20 protein-coding genes are annotated in these 20668 nt (G+C 71.9%); 11 read left to right on the top strand and 9 right to left on the bottom strand.

What is annotated here, in order from left to right:
* The 4 genes from ABZT47_RS18760 to ABZT47_RS18745 form a co-directional block, all read right to left on the bottom strand.
* Window positions 1–228, bottom strand: a 228-nt coding sequence (locus tag ABZT47_RS18760) for a hypothetical protein (protein ID WP_354843163.1), incomplete at its 3' end; no start/stop codon positions are given.
* Window positions 228–1889 (bottom strand): potassium-transporting ATPase subunit KdpA, encoded by a 1662-nt coding sequence (kdpA, locus tag ABZT47_RS18755; RefSeq protein WP_354843160.1) that lies wholly within the window; start codon window positions 1887–1889, stop codon window positions 228–230. The genes kdpA and ABZT47_RS18760, both read right to left, overlap by 1 nt.
* Window positions 1889–1978 (bottom strand): K(+)-transporting ATPase subunit F, encoded by a 90-nt coding sequence (gene kdpF / locus ABZT47_RS18750; RefSeq protein WP_354843158.1) that lies wholly within the window; start codon window positions 1976–1978, stop codon window positions 1889–1891. The genes kdpA and kdpF overlap by 1 nt, the downstream gene beginning before the upstream one ends.
* 290 nt (window positions 1979–2268) lie before the next feature.
* The gene (locus tag ABZT47_RS18745; protein ID WP_354843156.1) at window positions 2269–3468 is read right to left on the bottom strand and encodes a hypothetical protein; all 1200 of its coding nucleotides are present in this window, start codon (window positions 3466–3468) and stop codon (window positions 2269–2271) included.
* Between ABZT47_RS18745 and ABZT47_RS18740 the strand changes: the two genes are divergently transcribed.
* Window positions 3446–3745 carry a hypothetical protein gene (locus ABZT47_RS18740; RefSeq protein ID WP_354843153.1) on the top strand — a complete coding sequence of 100 codons (300 nt, stop codon included), beginning with the start codon at window positions 3446–3448 and terminating at the stop codon, window positions 3743–3745. The genes ABZT47_RS18745 and ABZT47_RS18740 overlap by 23 nt on opposite strands.
* Window positions 3746–3809: 64 nt before the next feature.
* Here the strand turns inward: ABZT47_RS18740 and ABZT47_RS18735 are convergent, their stop codons facing one another.
* Window positions 3810–5168: an SGNH/GDSL hydrolase family protein gene (locus tag ABZT47_RS18735; RefSeq protein ID WP_354843151.1), complete on the bottom strand. Its 1359-nt coding sequence runs from the start codon at window positions 5166–5168 to the stop codon at window positions 3810–3812.
* A gap of 516 nt (window positions 5169–5684) precedes the next feature.
* On the opposite strand from ABZT47_RS18735, the gene ABZT47_RS18730 reads away from it, so the two are divergent.
* Window positions 5685–5972 carry an SAV_915 family protein gene (locus tag ABZT47_RS18730; protein WP_354843148.1) on the top strand — a complete coding sequence of 96 codons (288 nt, stop codon included), beginning with the start codon at window positions 5685–5687 and terminating at the stop codon, window positions 5970–5972.
* A gap of 59 nt (window positions 5973–6031) precedes the next feature.
* Window positions 6032–7363 (top strand): diaminopimelate decarboxylase, encoded by a 1332-nt coding sequence (gene lysA, locus ABZT47_RS18725; protein ID WP_354843145.1) that lies wholly within the window; start codon window positions 6032–6034, stop codon window positions 7361–7363.
* Between the two features lie 16 nt (window positions 7364–7379).
* On the opposite strand, the gene ABZT47_RS18720 is transcribed toward lysA, so the two are convergent.
* Entirely contained in the window at window positions 7380–8099 is a 720-nt protein-coding gene (locus ABZT47_RS18720; RefSeq protein WP_354843143.1) for a methyltransferase domain-containing protein, read from the bottom strand.
* Window positions 8100–8318: 219 nt separating this feature from the next.
* On the opposite strand from ABZT47_RS18720, the gene ABZT47_RS18715 reads away from it, so the two are divergent.
* Window positions 8319–9386, top strand: a complete 1068-nt coding sequence (locus ABZT47_RS18715) for a LacI family DNA-binding transcriptional regulator (RefSeq protein ID WP_354843140.1) — start codon at window positions 8319–8321, stop codon at window positions 9384–9386.
* 124 nt (window positions 9387–9510) lie between these two features.
* Here the strand turns inward: ABZT47_RS18715 and ABZT47_RS18710 are convergent, their stop codons facing one another.
* Window positions 9511–10098, bottom strand: coding sequence for a hemerythrin domain-containing protein (locus ABZT47_RS18710; protein WP_354843137.1), 588 nt, complete (start codon window positions 10096–10098; stop codon window positions 9511–9513).
* 26 nt (window positions 10099–10124) lie between these two features.
* Window positions 10125–11327: a hypothetical protein gene (locus tag ABZT47_RS18705; protein WP_354843134.1), complete on the bottom strand. Its 1203-nt coding sequence runs from the start codon at window positions 11325–11327 to the stop codon at window positions 10125–10127.
* A gap of 514 nt (window positions 11328–11841) precedes the next feature.
* Here ABZT47_RS18705 and ABZT47_RS18700 point away from each other — a divergent pair.
* A complete protein-coding gene (locus tag ABZT47_RS18700) occupies window positions 11842–12435 on the top strand; it encodes a CHRD domain-containing protein (RefSeq protein WP_354843132.1) in 594 nt (197 codons plus the stop codon).
* A 47-nt stretch (window positions 12436–12482) separates the two neighbouring features.
* Here ABZT47_RS18700 and ABZT47_RS18695 read toward each other — a convergent pair whose 3' ends face one another.
* Window positions 12483–13895: a dienelactone hydrolase family protein gene (locus ABZT47_RS18695; RefSeq protein WP_354843129.1), complete on the bottom strand. Its 1413-nt coding sequence runs from the start codon at window positions 13893–13895 to the stop codon at window positions 12483–12485.
* A 58-nt stretch (window positions 13896–13953) separates the two neighbouring features.
* On the opposite strand from ABZT47_RS18695, the gene ABZT47_RS18690 reads away from it, so the two are divergent.
* From ABZT47_RS18690 to ABZT47_RS18665, 6 genes are all read left to right on the top strand, one after another.
* Window positions 13954–14631: a helix-turn-helix domain-containing protein gene (locus tag ABZT47_RS18690; RefSeq protein ID WP_354843126.1), complete on the top strand. Its 678-nt coding sequence runs from the start codon at window positions 13954–13956 to the stop codon at window positions 14629–14631.
* A 288-nt stretch (window positions 14632–14919) separates the two neighbouring features.
* Window positions 14920–15840 (top strand): SRPBCC family protein, encoded by a 921-nt coding sequence (locus ABZT47_RS18685; protein ID WP_354843123.1) that lies wholly within the window; start codon window positions 14920–14922, stop codon window positions 15838–15840.
* 10 nt (window positions 15841–15850) lie between these two features.
* The gene (locus ABZT47_RS18680; RefSeq protein WP_354843120.1) at window positions 15851–17023 is read left to right on the top strand and encodes a zinc-dependent alcohol dehydrogenase; all 1173 of its coding nucleotides are present in this window, start codon (window positions 15851–15853) and stop codon (window positions 17021–17023) included.
* Between the two features lie 126 nt (window positions 17024–17149).
* Entirely contained in the window at window positions 17150–18523 is a 1374-nt protein-coding gene (locus ABZT47_RS18675; RefSeq protein ID WP_354843117.1) for a cytochrome ubiquinol oxidase subunit I, read from the top strand.
* 3 nt (window positions 18524–18526) lie between these two features.
* Window positions 18527–19564, top strand: coding sequence for a cytochrome d ubiquinol oxidase subunit II (locus ABZT47_RS18670; RefSeq protein ID WP_354843114.1), 1038 nt, complete (start codon window positions 18527–18529; stop codon window positions 19562–19564).
* Between the two features lie 366 nt (window positions 19565–19930).
* Window positions 19931–20542: a class I SAM-dependent methyltransferase gene (locus ABZT47_RS18665; protein ID WP_354843111.1), complete on the top strand. Its 612-nt coding sequence runs from the start codon at window positions 19931–19933 to the stop codon at window positions 20540–20542.
* Window positions 20543–20668 lie beyond the last annotated feature (126 nt).

Raw genomic sequence — 20668 nt, 5'->3', positions numbered from 1 at the left:
GCCGGTCACCGCCAGCACGGTGGTGAACACCGCCCCGGCCTCCACGATGAACATCACCGGGTTACGCCACAACGTCACCGGATTCAGCTTGCGCAGCGCCTCGGGCAGTGAGGTGAGGAGCTGCTTGGGGTCGAGCAGCCCGCCGCCGACCTTTTCGTCGCGGGGTTCGGGAGCGGGTCCGGGCGGTGCGGGGGCACGGCCCGGGGCGTAGATCCCAGGTGTGGCCATTAGCTGATTCCTTCTGCGAGAGGCCCGAGCGCCAGGGCGGGGAGGAAGGTGAGCGCGACGAGGATGACCGTCACGCCGACGACCATGCCGACGAACTGCGGCCGGTGGGTGGGCAGCGTGCCGGCCGACGCCGGCACCGGCGCCTGCCGGGCCAGCGACCCGGCCAGCGCGATGACGAAGATGATCGGCAGGAACCGGCCGAACGCCATGCACAACCCGAGGACGGTGTCGTACCAGGGGGTGTTCACCGTGATGCCGGCGAACGCCGAGCCGTTGTTGCTGGAGGCGCTGGTGAACGCGTAGAGCACTTCCGACAGGCCGTGGGGACCCGCGTTGAGCATGCTCGCCCGCTCGGCCGGCGAACCCATCGCCAGGGCGGTGCCGACGAGCACCAGCACCGGCGTGGTCAGGAAGTACATCGAGGCCAGCTTGACCTCGCGGGCGCCGATCTTCTTGCCCAGGTACTCCGGAGTGCGGCCGACCATCAGGCCGGCCACGAACACCGTGATCACGGCGAGCACGAGCATCCCGTACAAGCCTGCGCCGACGCCGCCGGGCGCGACCTCGCCCAGCATCATGTTGACCATGGTGATCATGCCGCCGAGGGCGGTGAAGGAGTCGTGGAAGGAGTTCACCGCGCCGGTCGAGGTCAGCGTCGTGGCCGCCGCGAAGGCGCCGGAGTCCGGCACGCCGAACCTGACCTCCTTGCCCTCCATCGCGGCGCCCACCGCCTGGGGGACGGTGCCGTGGTGCGCGATCTCCAGGCCGGTGAGCACGGCGACGCTCGTGAACGCCAGCACGCCCATGACCGCGACGATCGCGTACCCCTGCCGGGTGTCGCCGACCATCCGTCCGAAGGTGCGCGGCAGCGCGAAGGGCAGCACGAGGATCGCGAAGATCTCGATCCAGTTCGTCCAGCTCGTGGCGTTCTCGAAGGGGTGGGCGGAGTTGGCGTTGTAGAAGCCGCCGCCGTTGTTGCCGAGCTCCTTGATGATCTCCTGGGTGGCCACCGGCCCGCCGGTGATCTTCTGGGTGCCGCCGGCCAGCGTGGCGACCTCGTGCACGCCGGAGAAGTTCTGGATCAGGCCGCCGGCCACCAGCACGAGCGCGCCGATGAACGCGATCGGCAGGAGGATGCGCACCGTGCCGCGCACGAGGTCGACCCAGAAGTTGCCGAGGTTCTCGGTGCGCCTGCGGGCGAAGCCGCGCACCAGGGCGATCGCCACCGCGATGCCGACCGCCGCCGAGACGAAGTTCTGCACCGCGAGGCCGGCCATCTGCACCAGGTGGCCCATGGTGGACTCGCCCGAGTACGCCTGCCAGTTGGTGTTGGTGACGAAGCTGACCGCCGTGTTCCAGGCGATGTGGTCGGGCACCGCGGGAAGGCCCAGGTTGAGCAGCAGCTTGTCCTGCAGGCGCTGGAAGGCGTACAGGAACAGGATGGACACGGCCGAGAAGGCCAGCACGGCGCGCGCGTAGACGCTCCAGCGCTGCTCGGCGTCGGGGCGCACGCCGATGAGCCGGTAGACCACCCGCTCGACGGCCAGGTGCCGGGTGCCGGTGAAGACGCGGTACATGTAGTCGCCCAGGGGGCGGTGCGTCAGCACCAGGGCGAGTATGAGGGATCCGATGAACAGGACGCCCGCGAAGGTCGATGACATCAGAAGCGCTCCGGGAAGAGCAGGGCCGCGACCATGAAGATCACCAATGCCGCGGTGACCACCAGCCCGGCTGCGTTGACGGCGCTCACAAGCGCTCCACCGCCTTGACGACGAGCCCGAGGATCGCGAAGATCGCGATCGTCAGGGCGACGAAGATGACGTCGGCCATCCCCACTCCTTGAAATCCGGATCGGCATGCTCGAGGCCGCCCAGACGGACGGCCACAGAGTCAGCAAATCGCGAGATTTGGGGGGTAATACGACTCTTGACGCCTTCCATACGCGTCCGTCTGGATTATTGACGCGATCCCGACGAGCGCCCTTGATCGGCCCGTTCCGCGCCGGCCGTCCGCCCGACCAGCACGGTCACGCGCCCGCGCTCAGCCGACGTGGACGTGCGGGCGGCGCTCCAGCGCCGGCTCGGCCTGGCGCAGCACCTCGCGGGTGAGCGGCGGCACGTCGCCCCCGCCGAACACCAGATAACGCAGCATCGCCGTGATCGGGTTGCCCTCGGCCCAGTGGAAGTAGACGTGCGGCACCCGGCCGGTACGGTCGCGCAGGTACAGCATGAGCGCGGCCAGGGCGTTCGGGACGGTCGAGCTCTCCACCCGCAGGATGCGGTGCCCGTACCTCTCCTCGCCGGTGACGCGCAACTCGGTCTCGAACTCCGAGGCGTCCGGCACGGTCACCTCGACGAAGATGATCGGGTCCCTGCTGTGCAGCCGGTGGTTCAGCCAGGTCTCGCGCAGCTTGTCGTGGTACTCGTCCTGGTCGCGCCGATGCGGCTCGTTGGCGATCAGATGGATCTCGCCGCAGGCGTCCCGCACGAACCGGTCGGCCTGCGCGTCCAGACGGACCTCGCTGACCCGCAGCTCGGTCGAGCGGGTGGCCCGGGAGACCAGCGAGGTGACGATGATCGCCACGATGAAGAACGAGGCGATCTTCACGCCGTCGGGCCGTTCGATGACGTTGGCGACCAGCGTGTACGCCAGCACCACGCCGATCGCGACGAACCCGTACATCAGCCCGCGCTGCCCGTGCCGGCGGGCGGCCAGGGCGACCGCGACGTTGGCCGACATGAACAGCACCAGCACGCCCGTGGCGTACGCGCCGCCCTGCGCGTCCACGTCGGCGTCGAAGATGATGGTGATGGCGAACGCGATCGCCGTGAACACCAGCACCAGGGGGCGCGTCGCGCGGGTCCAGTCGGGCGCCATGCCGTACCGGGGGAGGTAACGCGGCACCAGGTTGAGCAGCCCCGCCAGCGCCGAGGCGCCCGCGAACCACAGGATGGCGATCGTGCTGACGTCGTAGAGCGAGCCGAACCAGTCGCCGAGGAACCCGTGGGCCAGGTAGGCCAGGGCACGGCCGCTCGCCTTGCCGCCGCTCTCGAACTCCCGCTCGGGGATCAGCACGGTCGTGGCGAAGCTGCTGAGGATCAGGAAGACGCTCATGATGGCGGCCGCGACGGTGAGCAGGCGCTTGGTCCCCCGGACGCGCCCGGCGAGGTCGCCCTTCACCAGCGGCATGACCGCGACGCCGGTCTCGAAGCCGGACATGCCGAGCGCGAGCTTGGGCATGGCGAGCGCGGCCAGGGCGGCGCTCGCCGAGGTGCGGCGGGTGCTGCGGCCCGGGGGCCGGCTCCACTTCTACGAGCACCAGCGCTCGGAGCACGCGACCCTCAGGCTGGCCGAGCGGCTGGTCACCGCCCCGGTCTGGTCGCGCGTCGCCGGTGGCTGCCACCCGGCCAGGGACGTCCTGGCCGCCATGACCGCGGTGGGGTTCGCCATCGATGGGCTGGACCGGTTCCAGTTCTTCCACGTCAACCACGTCCTCGGCGTCGCCCGGCCCGAGTGAGCCGGCCCGTACGCCGCACCAGGGCCCGTCAGCGCGGGCCCTGGTGGAGATAGGCCCGTGGGCGTCATTCGAAGCCGAAGCCCCAGGGAAGGGGAGCGTCCTTGAACAGATGGGCGGGGACGGCGTCGGCCAGGGCCTGGTAGCCGGTGGGGTTGAGGTGCAGGTGGTCGCCCACGTCGTAGGCGGGCAGGAGCTGCCGCGGGTTGGCGGGGTCGCGGGCCGCGCGGTCGAAGTCGATCACGGCGTCGAAGCGGCGGCTGGTGCGGATCCACTGGTTGACCGCCTGCCGGGACGCCTCCCGGTACCCCTGCGGATCGTCGTAGGCCTGGTTGCCCCCGAACGGCGTGAGCGTCGCGCCGTACACCCGGATGCCCAGCGCGTGCGCCCTGATGACCATCTGGCAGAAGGCGTCGATGAGGTCGGCCGTGACCTGCCGCTGGGCGGCCTGGCTCGCTTCGGCGGTGCCGATGTCGTTGACGCCCTCGAAGACGAGCTGCCACTTCACCCCGCTCTGCGAGAAGACGTCGCGGTCGAGGCGCGAGAGGGCGTTCGGGCCGAGACCGTCGTTGAGCACACGGTTGCCGCCGGCCGCCTGGTTCAGGACGGCGACGCCGGAGGTGGCCGGAGAGGCGTGCAGGCGTTCGAGCAGCCGGTCCGGCCAGCGGTCGTTCCCGTTGGTGGTGGATCCCCGGCCGTCGGTGAGCGAGTCGCCGACGACGACGACCGCCGCGGTGCCGGGCTTGGACCACACCTCGAGCCCGCTGAGGAAGTACCAGTGCGCGGTGGAGGCGGCGCCCGGCAGGTCCTCGGCGTCCACGTGGTCGCCGTTGATCATGTACGAGGTGGTGCGGGAGCCGGGATGGGAGGTGATGGCGGTGGACTTCTGCCCCTCCGCCAGGTAGATCGTCACGGTGAGGTCGGACCGCGGGGCCAGCTCGAAGTTCAGCGGGTCGGAGACGGCGAGCGAGCCGACGGGGATGACGACGGACGGCCGGCCGTTGAAGGTCACCGGCTGGGAGGTGCCGGGCTTGATAGAGCTGACGCCGGCCTGGCCGCCGGCGGGGAGCGCCACCGAGACCCGCGTGATCGGCAGCGCCGCGCCGCCGAAGGCGTTGGAGAAGCGCAGCCGCACCTGCCGCCCGCCGATGGAGGTGTGGACGGTCTGCCGCAGCGTGCTGTCGGCGAGCACGAGGCCGTCCTGGGTGAAGGGGGCGGGCGGCATGTTGGACGGCTCGGTGAGCTGCGGCATCGACACCCACGTGTTGACCCAGTGCCCGTTCATCTTCGGTGTCACCTTGGTAGCGTGATCGCCGCCCCGTGCGCCGAACGCCCCGAGAGCGGGGGAGGCCACCGCGACCGCGACCGCGGCGGCCGCGGCGGCGGCCACCTTCGCGAACGTGGACGGGGACGGAATGCTCGACATCGGATACGGCGTCGACCGGTCGCCGGGCCGCCTGCCGGTCCGGCGGACATTACGCCATAAGGCGAGCAACACGGACCTGAGATGTGTCATCGAGGCTCCCATCGGCCCGGCCATGGCGATCATGGCCCGAAACATTTCGCCATATCCTCGAACATTTCTGGCGCACCGTATGTCAGGGTGATCACCCGGTCAACGTCCTGCGCGCACTTGCCGGGACGACCGTGCGTCCGGGCTCGCGCCGTCGTGAAAGCTTCACGTCCGGGGCCCTCGCCGGGCGCGGACGCGCGGCGAGCGCCGACGCCCACCGGGTGGCCGCCCATCGCGCGCGGCCCCGGCCCACTCACGGCCGCGGCGTGAATCCCGTCACTGCCGGGCTGCTCGTCAAGAAGGCGTCTGTTCCTCGGGCCTGGCCGTCAGGGCTCCGTCAAGGCGAAGTCATCGGTCGGTCATCGCCGTCTAGCTTGGCTTTTGAGGGGTTTGACCCCGATCGCCGGTTTCGATGCTAGGAGGATCATCATGGCCGACCCGTTGTTAGTGGTGCCGGTACGCGAGGGGACGGCAACGGTCTCGCTGCGGCTGTTCCGCACGGCCACGGGCGACAGGACGGCGGTCGCGTTCTCCTCGCCGCTCGCGCTGGCACGGGTGCTCGGCCCCGGCCAGCGCTGGATCCGCCTCAGCGCTCCCGCGCTGCGCCACATGGTCGCCGACCTCGGCGTCACCGGCATCGTCCTGGACCCCGCCGGGACCCTGCCCCCGCGGAGCCCCGCGACGGGCCACGACGTTCACCGCCTGCGGGTGGCGTGATGTGCCTGCTGGCCCAGCACCTGCAACTCGACGAAGATCCGGTTAGGAGCGAGGTACCCATGATCGCGATGACCACCATGCCGCCCGTGGCCGAGATCGGCAGGGGCCCGTGGCCCTCGGCGGCCTGGTTCGGACCCGGCGGCGAGGCCACGCTGGCCGGAATCCCCCTGGTACGCCTCGCCCAGCGGTTCGGCACCCCCGCCTACCTGCTGGACGAGACCGACGTCCGGCTGCGCTGCCGCGCCTACCGCGCCGCGCTGCCCAAGGCCGAGATCGCCTACGCGGCCAAGGCGTTCCTGTGCCGCGCGATGGCCGACTGGGTCCGCTCGGAAGGGCTCAGCCTGGACGTGTGCAGCGGTGGCGAACTGGCCGTCGCCCTCTCGGTCGGCTTCCCGGCCGAGCGGATCATCTTCCACGGCAACGCCAAGACCCCGCGTGAGCTCCAGGCGGCGGTGACCGGGGGAGTCGGCCGCATCGTGGTCGACAACATCGGCGAGATCAACCGGCTCGCCGCGCTGGTCCCGTTCGGCCGGCGGCAGAAAGTGCTCGTGAGGGTCGTCCCCGACATCGCGGCCGGCGCCCACGCCGCCGTCCGCACCGGGCGCGAGGACCAGCAGTTCGGGCTGTCCATCGCCACCGGCGCCGCGGGCGAGGCCGTGGCCCGGGTGCTCGCCCAGCCGTCGCTGGAGCTCGCCGGCCTGCACTGCCACCTCGGCTCGCAGATCACCGACGCCGCGCCGTACGAGGCCGCGGCGCGGGTGATGGTGGAGCAGATGGCGCGAATCCGGGAGACCCACGGTGTCATGCTCGCCGAACTCGACCTCGGCGGCGGTCACGGCATCGCCTACCTTCAGAGCGAGCGCGGGCTGGACCTGGTCGACTACGCCGGGCGGCTCACCGCCGCGGTCGAGGAGCGCTGCGCGGGCCTCGGGCTGCGCGCGCCGCGGCTGGTCGTCGAGCCGGGACGGGCGATCAGCGGCCCCGCCGGTCTCACCCTGTACCGGGTCATCTCGGTGAAGAAGGCGCTGAACCACACCTACGTCGCGGTCGACGGCGGGATGAGCGACAACCCGCGCCATGCGCTGTACGGGTCGCGGTACGAGGTCCGCGTGGTCGGCCGCAGTCATCAGGGCGGGATGCGCACGATGACCGTGGTCGGTCACCACTGCGAGACCGGGGACACGATCGCCGACGACGTGCCGCTCCCGGCCGACGTCCACCCCGGAGACGTGATCGCCGTCGCGGCGACCGGCGCCTACCACCACTCCATGGCCTCGACCTACAACCTCACCGGCCGCCCCCCGGTCGTGGCCGTCGGCCCGGACGGCGCGCGACTGCTCGTCCGCCGTGAGGAAGCGGGCGACCTGATGGGCCGCGACGTCGGCTTCTGACCCGGCGATCGCGTGCTCAGTGGGGGGCGCGCAGGGCGATGGCCAGGTAGCGTTCGCCGGTGTCCTCGCAGGTCGTCAGGGTCCAGCCGGTGCCGCGCAGCAGGGGCCGCAGGTTGTGCTCGGCGCGGATGTCGTCGGGCGCGGGGACGCGGCCGCGCCGCGCCGCCAGGACCGCGCGGCCGACCGGGTGGAACAACGCCAGACGCCCGCCGGCGACGGTGACGCGCGCGAGCTCGCCGAGCACCGCCGCCGGGTCGGGCAGGTGCGAGAGCAACCCGGCCGCGAGGACCGCGTTCACGGCGGCGTCCGGCAGAGGGAGGCGCCCCACATCGGCGATCAGCAGCCGGCCGTGGGCGTGGCGGCCCCGGTCGCGGGCCGATCGGATCATCTCGGGGGTCAGGTCGACGCCGATCACCCGTCCCGCGGGCCCGACGGCCGCCCGCAGCGGGGGGAACGCCCGGGCGGTGCCGCACCCGGCGTCGAGCACGACGTCGCCCTCGGCCAGCCCCATCGCGCCGACCGCCGCCGCGAAGGCCGGATCGTCGTCGGGGAACTTCTCCTCCCAGCCGGCCGCGCGGGAGGCGAAGAACGCCCGCGTCTCCTCCGGGGTCCGGGCCGACGACGCGTCCTCGGGCGCGTGCGGACCACGCTTGACGCCGCCGGACGCCTCGGGGCCGCACTCGCCGCCGCCGGACGTCTGCCCGCCGTGCTCCCTGCTGTCGGAGATCATGCCCATTTCGCTCCTTTCCTCCCACCGCTTGGGAAGACCTCGCCGGTGGAACGATTCGACCACCCTGCCATGCGCGTCCGGTCATCGCGTACGCCTCGCGGATCGTGAGCGGGCGGGGACGGGCCGCCGGCCGGGGCCCGGGCTCGAAGTAGGTCTTGTGGGCGGCCCGACCTGGTGTTACGTTGCCGGAATCGAATCAGTTCGACGGTGCCAGGGAGCCGGGCAATGGCCGTGACGATCGCCGATGTGGCGAGGCACGCGGGGGTCTCGCGCAGCACCGTGTCCTATGTGCTCAGCGGCAACCGTTCCATCTCCGCCGAAACGGTCAAGCGGGTCGAGCGCGCCATCGAGGAGTTGCGGTTCCGGCCGCACGCGGGCGCGCGGTCCATCAGGACGCGCAGGTCCGGGGTGATCGCCATGGCGCTGCCGATGGTGCACGGGCCGCACAACCAGGTGCAGATGCCCTACGTCTGGGCCGCTCTGTCGGCCGCGCAGGACGCCGGGCTGAAGCTGCTCATGCTGACCGACGACGACGGCGAGAAGGCGATCAAGGACGCGGTCGCCGGCGCGCTCGTGGACGGCGTGATGCTGATGGAGGTCCAGCGGCGTGACCCGCGGGTGGAACTGCTCAGGACGCTGGAGTGTCCCGCCGTCCTGGTCGGCACGCCCGACGACCCTGCCGGGTTGTGCCAGGTGGACTTCGACTTCGTCCTGTCGGGACGGCTGTGCGCGCAGCGCCTGCTCGATCTCGGGCACACCGAGGTCGGGTTCCTCGGGCAACCGCCGGAGGCCTACGCGCGCGGCGGGGCCTACGCGGCGCACGCCCGAGACGGCGCGCTGGAGGCGCTGGCCCGCGCGGGGGCGAAGGCCGCGTGGCAGCCGTGCGAGCCCTCGTCCGGCGGGGTGGTCACGGCGCTCGACGCCATGTTCGGCAGGCTGCCGGGCATGAGCGCGCTGATCGTCTACAACGAGTGGGCGCTGCCGCTGGTGGTGGACCGGCTCACCGGCACGGGCCGCCGGGTCCCGCGGGACATCTCCGTCATCGCCATCAGCTCCGACGATGTGGCCGAGCGGATGGCCGCCCCGGTGACCTCGCTGGTGCTTCCGGTGGAGAACCTGGCGCGCACGGCCGTCCGGCGCCTGGCGGGCCTGATCCGCGGCGAGCCGCAGCCGCAGGTCACCATGCTGGCGCCCGAGCTGAAGATCCGCGAGAGCACCCGTCCCTACCGGCGACCACGGCGCGATCGGGATCAGCCGCCGGCATCGCCCCGACTGGACCGCGCCCGATCATGACCGCCCTGCTCCGGGCCGCGCCCGGTCATGGCGCGCTCCTTCGGGCCGCGCCCGGTCATGGCGGCCTTCGTGCGGGGCGCGCCCGGCCTCTCCGTGACGGGAGGCCGGGCGGGTGCCGGCCCGGTCAGCTGTTGTGCTGGTCCATGGCCCGGTGGACCACGTCGCGGATCCGGTCCATCATCGCCACCGGCGTTCCCACCAGCACGTTCTTGGTGGCCGACTCGATGCCGGGGTGCGGATGCGTGGGCGCCATGGCCTCGGCCGCCTTCACGCCGGCGGCCAGGGCGCGGCGCTCGGCGGCGGTGGTCTGGGCGCGCAGTTGGGTGAACTCGTAGCGTTCCTCGCTGCGGGCGTGCGCCGTCACCGCCGTGCGGAGCAGGAGGAGTCGTTCCAGGAAGTCGGGGGCGTCGGGCCCGTTCTTGTCCAGGTCCTCCAGCAGTTGCTTGGCCTGGTTCTCCTCGGCCAGGCGGTCGTCCACGACTCCGTCCCCGCCGTCGATCTTCTTGCGCGCGTACGGGTGGACGGTCTCCTCCTCGGCCGTCTCGTGCACGGCGAGCATGCGCACCAGCCGGGTGAACGCCTCGGGCCGTTCCTCGGCGGACGCCTGCTCGACCTGGTCGAAAAGGTCCCTGATGAGCGCGTGCTGGCGCAGCAGCAGCTCGATCACGTCGTCCTCGGCCATCGTCTCCGGGGCGGGCGGGTCCTGCGTCATCGTCTCCTCCTTGGCCGTGCCGGTGGTCAGCGGTCGGTCCGCAGGCTGGGCACCGGGTGGGGGCCCTCGGTCTCCAGCCGGTACTCCTGGCCGCTCTTGTCGCGGTTGTCGGTGATGACCTGCTCGGACGGCAGGGGCTCGCCTCCCATGATCGCCTCTTGCATCTTCTCGAAGCGCTCGTGGGCGTCCTGCACGTATCCGGTGCCGATGGTGGTGTAGTCGATCTCGGTGGCGATCAGTTCGCGCAGGTAGGCCTTGTTGGGCTCGAAGGTGACCGGCGCCGGCAGCTCGGGGGCGAGCACCTGCTCGGGGTCGCGGCCGTCGTGCTTCTTGAACAGCTCGGCGGCCAGGCGCAGGTGTTCCAGCTCCATGTTCAGGTGCAGTTCCCAGATGGCCTTCACCTTGGGGTCGGACTCGGTCTCCATGAACGAGTGGTACAGGTAGCACTCGTTGTACTCGTGGTTGAGCAGCATCTCCCACCAGGTCTCACCCGGGTCGACCAGCGACTCGTAGTGGGTGACGTGCTCTTCTTCGATCAGGCCGATCTCCTGGTAGAGCCGGCGGGCGATCGGCTCCATGTAGGTCGGGCCGACGTTCATGTAGAAGTTCATGGTCTGCTGTTCGGCGGCCATGATCGTCAGGGCGTGCAGTTTGGAGATCGGCGCCGCGGCGCTCTTGTCGTACGGCTCGCGCACGTTGTCGACCGGGTCGCGGTGGTGCAGGTAGGTCGGCCGTCCCGGCATGACCTCGGTCAGGTCGTCCACGATCTTCTCTGCCTTGCGGTGCTCGATCAGCTCGTACAGGTTGGCGTACCGGTACAGGTGGTCGAAGTCCTCCAGCACGCCGAACTGGTAGGCGCGCTTGAGGTAGGGGTCGGGCTCCATCCGGGCGACCCAGGCCGTCAGGTCGACGGCCACCTGCTCGTAGGCGATCGTGGTCTCCAGCACCGAGGCCAGGCCGGGCAGCAGCCAGTTCACGGCCTTCTGCTGCTGGGCCTCGATGTAGCGCACGCGGGCGAGCTGCTGCTTGAGCTCCACGCTCGGGCAGTGCCGGGCGAGCTGGTGGCTGAACATGATCGCCTCCACCTCGATGCCGTTCATCGCGATGATCCGGCACCGGGTGTAGGGATCGGAGTGGTCGGGGTCGACCGGGGCGACGTCGAGCTCACGCCAGTTGCGCAGCTGCTTGTCCAGCGGGATTCCGCGCTCGTGCAGGGGATTGAACGTCATGCGGCACTCCTAGGAGACTGGAAGGACGGTGCGGCGACCGCCCCCGTACGTGTTCGGACGACCGCGTGCCCTCGGGCGGAGCGGTGAGGTCCGGGGTCCGTCTCACGGCACGCGGCGAGGAACCGGTCCGCGTCGTGCGCGCTGACTGACGCACGGTCAACGCATCGTGGACGCTCGGCTTCTGGCGCCGACCGTGCACGGCCGGAGCTCAAGGGTGCCGAGCCTTGGCGCTGACGGATGCACGGTCAGCGCTCAAGGGTGCTGAGCCTTGGCGCTGACGGATGCATGGTCAGCGCTCCTTCGTGCGAGCCCCTGTACCCGTGACGGACCCGCCAAACACGAAGTCCCCTCCTCCAGCGCAGGAGCGCTCCTGGAGGGAGACCTGAGGCGCGGTGTGTGCCGTTGTGCACGCTCGCGGCGCTGTGTGGATTCCTACGTATAACGCCGCCGGCCGCGGACCTAACGTCTGGGTTGTCCGAAACGCACCCTTACGGCAGACCTAAGGAAGATTCTGATGACGAACATCGAGCGCACCGGCCGCGAGCGGAAGACCTGGCAGCGCGTGGCCGGCCGGATGACGGCGGGGGCGGCGATCTCGGCGCTGGCCCTCGGCGCGGTCGCGGTGCCGGCCGGGGCGGCCACCGCCTCCTCGCCCGCCAAGGTGAGCGCGGCCTCCGCGTCCACGGTTTCGGCCGCCGGGCATGTGACGGTGAAGCCGAAGAGCTACTACTTCGGTGCGGTGCTGCTGGGCCGGAATGAGGTGCGGGAGCCGGGTAAGAAGGTGAACGATCGGGATGGCGTCGCGGTGGCGAAGTTCCGGATCCAGGGGAACCGGATGTTCTACTTGGTGCAGTGGAAGCGGACGGGCAGGCCGACGGCGTTCCACATTCACCGGGGTAAGGCCGGTGTGAACGGTCCGGTGGTGATCGATCTGCTGCACGATGGCACGATCCGCGGTAACTCCGCCTTTGGTTCGGTGCGGGTGAAGGACCTGAGTGTGCTGGCGGGGATCAAGAGGAACCCGGGGAACTGGTACGCCAACATGCACACCGAGCAGTTCGCCGACGGCGCCGTCCGTGGCCAGCTCCTCAAGACCGGCCGCTGGTAACCCTTCCCGGCCCGGACGAGGCCGGGGTCTCACGCCCCGGCCGGCCTTCAGCCGCGGCGGGCGAACCGGGTGAACCTGGCGAACCGGCTGAACCTGCCGGGTGCTGGGTGCAGCCACGCGGCGATGTCGGCCACCACCGCGGGGTCGACGTGCTGCGCCCTCTGGTATCCCGCCGGCGTCGAGGGGCCCGTCCCGGGAAAGAACAGGTGGTCGTCGGCCGCATAGAGGCGGAACTCGACGTCCGCGCGCCGCGCGAGGCCCGCCTTCCACCGCGCGAGGTCGTCCTCGACCGTCACCTGGTAGTCGCGCCCGCCCTGGAGGATCAGCATGGGCACCTCCAGCGCCGCCGCGGCGGCCACCGGGTCGTAGGCGCGCAGGTCCAGCCAGTACGACGCCGGCAGGCCGAGCGGCAGCAGCGCGGCGGGCGTCGAAGGCGAAAGGGCGGGATCCTCCACCTGGGCGGCCTGCCGGGCGATCGCCTCGGCATCCGGCTCCGTCATCGCGCCGATGGCCGGCGAGGCGAGGTGGCGGGCGACCCGCACGGCGGAACGGTGCATCGGCTCGGCGTCACCCGCCATGATCACCAGCCCGGCGACGGACGGCTCGGCCGCCGCGACCCGTGGCGCGACCTTGCCCCCCATGCTGTGGCCGGCCACGAAGACCCGCGCGGCGTCCACGGAGGGCCTGCTCCGCAACAGGCGGACGGCGGCGACCGCGTGCGGCACGTACTCCTCGGTCATCGTGAAGCCGTCCGCGTCGCTCACCCGCGCGCCGTGGACGCAGGTCACCTTGTCGAACCGCAGCACCGCGACCCCCCGGCAGGCCAGGCCCCACGCGAGGTCCTTCAGCGGCTTGTTCGGCCCGCTCGTCGCGTCGCGGTCGAACGGACCGCCGCCGCTCAGCAGCACGACGCCGGGGTGCGGGCCCCGTCCGCGCGGCATGGTCAGGGTGCCGGGCACGGCGAGCGGACCGGTGCCGAGCGTGACGTCGTGCTCGCCGAACCTTCCGCGCGCGGCGTAGGGCGGCGGCGCCCAGGACGTCGTGGCCGCGGGGGCCAGTCGCAGGCCGTTCAGCGCGCCGGCCCCGTCCACCGACATCACCACGGTGAGCCCGCCATCCCGCCCGCTCACCGGCACACTCACCCGTGTCAGCCCCGCCCGTCCGGCTCCGCCGCCCGATGCGCCCGCCGGTCCTGCGCCTGAGCCCTCCGGCGGTCCGCCGGCCGCGTCTCCCGCCGGTCCGTCCGCGCCATCGGGCATCGGTTCGGTCGCCGGGGTTCCTATGGCGGAGACCGGGCCGATGGAGGCGATCTCGGCCGCCCAGGCCATCCGCAGTGTCCTGGCGGAGACGACCGCGCGCAACCGTGGCGCGAACAGCGCCTCGATCTCGGTGAACCGTCCGTCGCGGGCCATCTCGACGACGGTGACGGCGATCGCCGCAGGGTCGGTGTCGTTCCCCATGCCAGACGCCATCCTTTCTCATTTTTGCGAACGGTAGCAGATATGAGATCGTATGGCGATGGACCCTCTGGAGCTCCTGGCCCACCCCGTGCGGCTGCGCATCGTGCACGCGATGCGCGGCGGGCGCGAACTCGCCACCTCCGAGCTCAGCGCGCGCATCCCCGACGTCTCCAAGGCGACCGTCTACCGGCACGTCGACCTGCTCGCGGCCGGCGGGGTCCTGGAGGTGGCCGGCGAGCGACGGGTGCGCGGCGCGGTCGAGCGCCGGTACCGGCTCCGCCAGGACAGGGCCGTGATCGACGCCGAGGCGATGCGGTCGCTGTCGGCCGACGACCATCGCCGCGGGTTCGCCGTGGCCATGGCCGCCCTGCTCGCCGAGTTCGGCTCCTATCTCGGCCGCGAAGGCGCCGACCCGGTCGCGGACTTGGTCGGCTACCGGCAGCACGCGGTCTGGCTCAGCCGCGAGGAACTGCTGGAGATGATCGCCCAGATGCGCGCGGCGATCGCCCCCCGCCTGGCCAACCCGCCCGCTCCCGGCCGGGCGCGCTATCTGCTCAGCCCCATCCTGTTCCCCACCGAGGACCCCTTCACCACCGCCGAGGACCTCTCCACCGCCGATGAGGACCTCTCCACCACCGCCGGCGAGGCCCCCTTCGTCACCGAAGAAGACCCCTCCGCCATCGACGAGGACTCTTCCGTCGCCGCCGATCCGGCCGGCCCAGGCACGCCCGCCTGACCCGAATCCGGCCCCGGCCGAGTGGCGCCGCGGCACGCGCGATGCGGACGGCCGGGCTACCCCCGTGTGGAGCCGCTCAAACCGGTGCGCGCGTCACCGCGTTCCCTCGATACGGTCTGGTTCCGGCGCGGGAATGGGCCGATCTGTGTCGTCCCACGTCGAAGGGGTACGGCTCACTGGTAAACGAGAGGTCCGCCGTCGGCCGGACCGGGCGGCGCGCCGGACGCGCCCGTCGCGAGGGGCCGCCGGTGCGCCGGATCGCCACATACCCAGCCATGTGAGGTTCACATGAGCGGAGCGAGTAATCACAAGGCCCGCCGTCTGGCCGCGGCGCTCGGATGGGCCAGCCTGGGACTGGGCGCCGCGCAGCTCGCCGCACCCCGTGTCCTCGGCCGGCTCGGCGGCTTCGAGGACTCGGCCGTGTCCCGGGCCACGGTGCGCCTGGTCGGCATGCGGGAACTGCTCCACGCGGCCGCCCTGCTCGGCAGCCGCAGGCCGGCGTCGATGGTGTGGACCCGGGTCGCGGGCGACGCCATGGACCTGGCGCTGCTCGGCCGCGCCCTGGCTCGCCGCGCGGGCGCCAGACGCCGCCGTGTCATGGCCGTCTCGACGGCGGTGGCCGGCATGACGGCCGCCGACCTGTACGCCGCGATGCGGGTCGAGAAGGGCGGGACGATCACGCCGGTCGCGCCCACCACCGGCCTGCGCGCCTCCATCACCGTCAACCGGCCCCGTCAGGAGGTCTACCGGTTCTGGCGCGACTTCGAGAACCTGCCTCGGTTCATGATCCACCTGGACTCGGTGGAGACCGGCCCGGGCGGGCACTCCCGGTGGCGGGCCAGAGGGCCGGCCAGGAAGCCCGTCGAGTGGGAGGCCGAGATCGTCCAGGACCGCGAGGACGAACTGATCGCCTGGCGGTCGCTGGAGGGCGCCACCGTGCGCAACCGCGGATCGGTGCGCTTCATGGACGCTCCCGGCGGGCGCGGCACCGAGGTGCGCGTGCGGATCGACTACGACGCGCCGGTCGGCAGGCTCGGCCTGGCCTTCGCCCGGCTGCTCGGCGAGCACCCCGACCAGCAGGTGCGGGACGACCTGCGGCGCTTCAAGCAGGTGATGGAGACCGGCGAGGTGACCCGCTCGGAGGGCAGCCCCGAGGGCACCCGGGCCATCCGGCAGCTGTTCCAGCACGTGGCCCAGCCGATGAGATGAGGAGGACCCCATGAAAGCCATCTGCTGGATGGGGCGCGACAAGGTCGAGGTCCAGGAGGTCCCGGAGCCGAGGATCCTCAACGCGCGCGACGCCGTCGTCCGCGTCACCTCCACCGCCATCTGCGGCTCCGACCTGCACCTTTACGACGGCTACATCCCCACGATGAAGAAGGGCGACGTCCTCGGCCACGAGTTCATGGGCGAGGTGGTCGAGGTCGGCCCGGGGGTGTCGAACCTGCGCGTCGGGGACCGCGTGGTCGTCCCGTTCCCGATCGCGTGCGGCGGCTGCCTGTCCTGCCAGAGCGGCATGTACTCGGTGTGCGAGAACTCCAACCCGAACGCGGGGCTGGCCGAGAAGCTCATGGGACACGCGCCGGCCGGCATCTTCGGCTACTCCCACATGCTCGGCGGCTACCCGGGCGGCCAGGCGCAGTACGCGCGCGTGCCGTTCGCCGACGTCGGACCGATCAAGATCGAGAACGGCCTGCCGGACGAGAAGGTGCTGTTCCTGTCCGACATCCTGCCGACCGGCTGGATGGGCGCCGAGATGTGCGACATCAAGCCCGGTGACGTCATCGCCATCTGGGGCGCGGGCCCGGTCGGCCAGTTCGCCGCCGTGAGCGCCTTCCTGCTGGGCGCCGAACGCGTCGTGGTCATCGACCGTTTCCCGTACCGGCTGGAGATCGCCGCACGCACGGGCGCGGACACCCTCAACTACGAGGAGACCGACGTCCTGGACGCGCTGCGCGACATGACCGCCGGCCGGGGCCCCGACGCCTGCATCGACGCGGTCGGCATGGAGGCGCACTACCCGGTCCCCGCCATGCACGCCTACGACCGGGCCAAGCAGGCGACGCGGATGGAGACCGACCGGCCCTACGTCCTGCGCGAGGCCATCATGGCCTGCCGCAACGGCGGGATCGTCTCGGTCATCGGCGTCTACGGCGGCTTCGTCGACAAGTTCCCGGTGGGGTCGTTCATGAACCGGTCGCTGACCATGCGGACCGGCCAGTGCCATGTCCAGCGCTACCTCAAGCCGTTGCTGGAGCGGATCCGCGCCGGGGACATCGACCCCGCCTTCGTGATCAGCCACCGCGTGCGGCTGGAGGACGCGCCGCACGCGTACGAGATGTTCAAGCACAAGGAGAACGAGTGCAACAAAGTCGTCCTCCAACCCTGGTGAGACACCCCCGGGACGGGGGATTCGCGCGCGGATGACCCCCTCGGGGGAGGTCTTCAGGGGCGGAGGCGGGGGACGCCCGCGCGCGTCCCCCGCCGAGGTGGACCGACACGGCGCCGGGGAGTCATGATGATCATGCAGGTGATGGCGGACTCCGCCGACGCCGGCCTGGGCGCCGCCCGCATGCAGATGGCGCTCTCGCTGGGCTGGCACATCGTGCTGGCGTGCCTGGGCGTGGGCATGCCGGCCATCACGCTGATCGCCGAGTGGCGGGGGCACCGCCGCGGCGACCCGCACTACCGGTTGCTGGCCCGCCGCTGGGCCAGGGCCATGGGCGTGCTGTTCGCCGTCGGCGCGGTGTCGGGGACGATCCTGTCCTTCGAGATGGGGCTGCTGTGGCCCCGGCTCATGGGCGCCTACGGCCAGGTCATCGGCCTGCCGTTCTCCCTGGAGGGCATCGCCTTCTTCATCGAGGCCATCTTCCTGGGCGTCTACCTGTACGCGTGGGACCGGTTGACGCCGGTGGCGCACATGCTGTCGGGCATTCCCATCGTGGTCGCCGGGGTGGCCAGCGCCTTCTTCGTCGTCACGGCCAACGCCTGGATGCAGCAGCCGACCGGTTTCCGCCTGGCCGGCGGCCGCGTGGTCGCGGTGGATCCGTGGGCGGCCATGTTCAACCCGGCGACCCCGCCGCAGACCGTGCACATGATCCTGGCCGCGTTCATGGTCACCGGGTTCGGCATCGCGAGCGTGTACGCCGTCGCCATGCTGCGCGGGCGCCGCGACCGGTACCACCGCGCCGGCCTGCTGCTGCCGCTGACGGCCGCGGCCCTGGTCACCCCGGCGCAGATCGTCGTCGGCGACTGGGCGGCCCACTTCGTCGCCTCCAACCAGCCGGTCAAGCTCGCGGCCATGGAAGGGGTGTTCCACACCCAGCGCGGAGTCCCGCTGCACGTGGGCGGCATCGCCGTCGACGACCGGATGCGGTACGCCCTGGAGATCCCGGACGGGCTGTCGCTGCTCGCCCACTTCGACCCCGACGCGGAGATCATGGGCCTGGACCGGGTGCCGGTCGCCGACTGGCCCCCGGTCAACGTGGTGCACCTGGCCTTCCAGCTCATGGTCGGGCTGGGCTTCGCCCTCCTCGCGTTGTCGGCGTGGCTCGCGGTGGCCTGGGTACGGCGGCGCGACCTGCCGCGCTCGCCGTGGTTCCCGCGCGCCGCCGCCGTCTCGGGCGTCGCCGCCGTCCTGGCGCTGGAGGCCGGCTGGGTCGTCACCGAGGTGGGCCGCCAGCCGTGGATCGTCTACCGCGTGATGCGCACCGCCGACGCGGTCAACCCCGCGCCCGGCCTGGTGTGGGGGTTCGTGCTGGTGAGCCTGGTGTACGCCGTGCTCACCGTCGCGACCGTGTACGTACTGCGCCTGCTCGCCCGGGACCGGCCCGTGCCCATCGCGCCCCAGGAGCCCGACGTCCACGACGAGACGGACGAGAGAGTGGTGTGACCGATGCCGCTGGCGGAGGTCATGATCGGGGTCATGTGGGCGGGCCTGACGGCCTACGTCCTGTTCGCGGGCGCCGACTTCGGCGGCGGCGTCTGGGACCTGCTGTCCGGCGGCGCGGCCTCCGGGCGGCGCCGGCGCGAGCTGATCGAGCACTCCATCGGCCCGGTCTGGGAGGCCAACCACGTCTGGCTGATCTTCGTGATCGTCCTGATGTGGACCGGCATCCCCGGGGTGTTCGCCGCCGTCGCCTCCACCCTCTACATCCCGCTGACCCTGGCGGCGCTGGGCATCATCGCGCGCGGCGCGGCCTTCGCCTTCCGCAAGGTCTCCACCGAGCTGTGGCAGCGCCGCCTGTTCGGCGCCGCGTTCGCCTTCTCCTCGGTCGCCACCCCGTTCTTCCTCGGTACGGTGGCGGGCGCCATCGCCTCCGGCCGGGTCCCCGCCGGCATCGCCGCGGGGAACGTCGTGTCGAGCTGGCTCAACCCGACCTCCGCGATCACCGGCGCGCTGGCCGTCGGCGCCGCCGCCTACCTCGCCGCCGTCTACCTCACCCGCGACGCCCAGCGCGCCGGCGAGGACGGCCTGGCCGAGGAGTTCAGACGGCGCGCCCTGACCTGCGGCGCGGTCGTGGGGCTGCTCTCGGCGGCCGGTCTGCTCGTGCTGCGCGCCGACGCGCCGCGGCTGTTCGCCGAGCTCACCGGCGGCCGGGCCCTGCCGCTGCTCGCGCTGTCGGTCGCCGCAGGGCTGGTCTCCCTGGCGTTGTTGTGGCGCCGCGCCTACCTGGCCGTCCGCCTCACCGCGGCGCTGGCGGTGACCGGGCTGCTGTGGGGCTGGGGCGTGGGCCAGTATCCGGACCTGCTGCCCGGCGTCACGCTGGAGGACGCCGCGGCCACCACCGACGTCCTGGCCGCCACCCTGGGCGCGCTCGCCGTGGGCGCCGTGCTGCTCCTGCCGTCCCTGTGGTGGTTGTACGCGACGTTCCAGCGTGGCAGAACCGGCCCGCCGCACGAACGGGGCGATTCGGCGCTGCGTAATGAATGAAGGGCCGGATGGTATTGTCCCGCGTTTATCCGCGCCGGCCGCATCGGAGGACGGCGGTGGCCGGACGAAAGTCGCCGCCCTGAGGTATTCCCGCGTCATCGCAGGTCACCCGCTGTCGGGCATGAGCAGAACGTCACGTCACGGATTCGTAAGAATCGGCGGGCGAACACCGCTGTAACGTCGCCCTGTGATCGAGATCGACCCCTCGGCCGGCCGTCCGGAATCCCCTGTGGCATGCGAGTCGGCCCCCCGAAATCCCGCGGCCCGCCACTTTCACCCCGACCACCCTTCTTTCGCGGGCCGCCGTTTTCCCGTGTCGCCGGCCACCGGGTCCGGCGGGCGTTCGGCCGGACGCGGGGAGGCCGCGTGATCGGCGCGCTGTACGAGGAGGCGCTGCAGGGAGGGGACGTGGACGTCGAGTACTCCGACGGCCAGGTCCGGCCGCTGGCCGCCGGGCGCTGGCTGCGGCCGATCGACGGCGACCGGGGCCTGTTGGACCGGTGCGACGGGCCGACGCTGGACGTCGGTTCCGGGCCCGGCCGGCTGACCACGGAGCTCGCCCGCAGGGGCGTCCCGGTCCTCGGCATCGACATCGCCCCGCTGGCGGTCGCCCTCACGCGGCGCGCCGGCGGGGCGGCCCTGTGCAGGAACGTCTTCGAGCCGCTGCCCGGCACCGGGCGCTGGGCGGTGGCGCTGCTGGCCGACGGCAACATCGGCATCGGCGGCGACCCCGGCGCGCTGCTGCTGCGGCTGCGCGAGCTGGTACGTCCCGGCGGCGCGGTCATCGCCGAACTCGCGCCGCCGGGGACGCCGACCGCGGTGGACCGGGTGCGGCTGCGGCACGGCGGGCGGGTCGCCGACTGGTTCACCTGGGCGACGGTGTGCGCCGACGACATCGGCCCCCTCGCGCGGCGCTCCGGCTTCCCGTCCGCCGAACACTGGACCGAGGCAGGACGATGGTTCGCCACCCTGACCTGAGACTTCCGCGTCGCGTGGACCACCGCCCCGAGGCGGGACGATGATGCGCCATCCCGACCTGAGACTTCCGCGTCGTGCGAAACAGCGTCCCGAGGCGAGACGGATGGTTCGCCACTGTGACGTGAG

It is taken from the genome of Sphaerisporangium sp. NPDC005289, from assembly GCF_040607455.1.
Classification (GTDB): Bacteria; Actinomycetota; Actinomycetes; order Streptosporangiales; family Streptosporangiaceae; genus Sphaerisporangium; species Sphaerisporangium rhizosphaerae.
The sequence above is the reverse complement of the archived record's forward strand: the minus strand, read 5'-3'. Positions and strand labels throughout refer to the sequence as shown.

Coding starts and splice junctions, on each gene's coding strand:
- ABZT47_RS18740 (WP_354843153.1), top strand. CDS start 3,446: ATGCCGAGCGCGAGCTTGGGCATGGCGAGCGCGGCCAGGGCGGCGCTC.
- ABZT47_RS18715 (WP_354843140.1), top strand. CDS start 8,319: ATGGCCGTGACGATCGCCGATGTGGCGAGGCACGCGGGGGTCTCGCGC.
- ABZT47_RS18705 (WP_354843134.1), bottom strand. CDS start 11,327: ATGACGTTCAATCCCCTGCACGAGCGCGGAATCCCGCTGGACAAGCAG.
- ABZT47_RS18735 (WP_354843151.1), bottom strand. CDS start 5,168: ATGTCGAGCATTCCGTCCCCGTCCACGTTCGCGAAGGTGGCCGCCGCC.
- ABZT47_RS18730 (WP_354843148.1), top strand. CDS start 5,685: ATGGCCGACCCGTTGTTAGTGGTGCCGGTACGCGAGGGGACGGCAACG.
- ABZT47_RS18685 (WP_354843123.1), top strand. CDS start 14,920: ATGAGCGGAGCGAGTAATCACAAGGCCCGCCGTCTGGCCGCGGCGCTC.
- ABZT47_RS18670 (WP_354843114.1), top strand. CDS start 18,527: ATGCCGCTGGCGGAGGTCATGATCGGGGTCATGTGGGCGGGCCTGACG.
- lysA (WP_354843145.1), top strand. CDS start 6,032: ATGATCGCGATGACCACCATGCCGCCCGTGGCCGAGATCGGCAGGGGC.
- ABZT47_RS18720 (WP_354843143.1), bottom strand. CDS start 8,099: ATGGGCATGATCTCCGACAGCAGGGAGCACGGCGGGCAGACGTCCGGC.
- ABZT47_RS18680 (WP_354843120.1), top strand. CDS start 15,851: ATGAAAGCCATCTGCTGGATGGGGCGCGACAAGGTCGAGGTCCAGGAG.
- ABZT47_RS18690 (WP_354843126.1), top strand. CDS start 13,954: ATGGACCCTCTGGAGCTCCTGGCCCACCCCGTGCGGCTGCGCATCGTG.
- ABZT47_RS18710 (WP_354843137.1), bottom strand. CDS start 10,098: ATGACGCAGGACCCGCCCGCCCCGGAGACGATGGCCGAGGACGACGTG.
- ABZT47_RS18745 (WP_354843156.1), bottom strand. CDS start 3,468: ATGCCCAAGCTCGCGCTCGGCATGTCCGGCTTCGAGACCGGCGTCGCG.
- ABZT47_RS18675 (WP_354843117.1), top strand. CDS start 17,150: ATGATCATGCAGGTGATGGCGGACTCCGCCGACGCCGGCCTGGGCGCC.
- ABZT47_RS18700 (WP_354843132.1), top strand. CDS start 11,842: ATGACGAACATCGAGCGCACCGGCCGCGAGCGGAAGACCTGGCAGCGC.
- kdpA (WP_354843160.1), bottom strand. CDS start 1,889: ATGTCATCGACCTTCGCGGGCGTCCTGTTCATCGGATCCCTCATACTC.
- ABZT47_RS18695 (WP_354843129.1), bottom strand. CDS start 13,895: ATGGGGAACGACACCGACCCTGCGGCGATCGCCGTCACCGTCGTCGAG.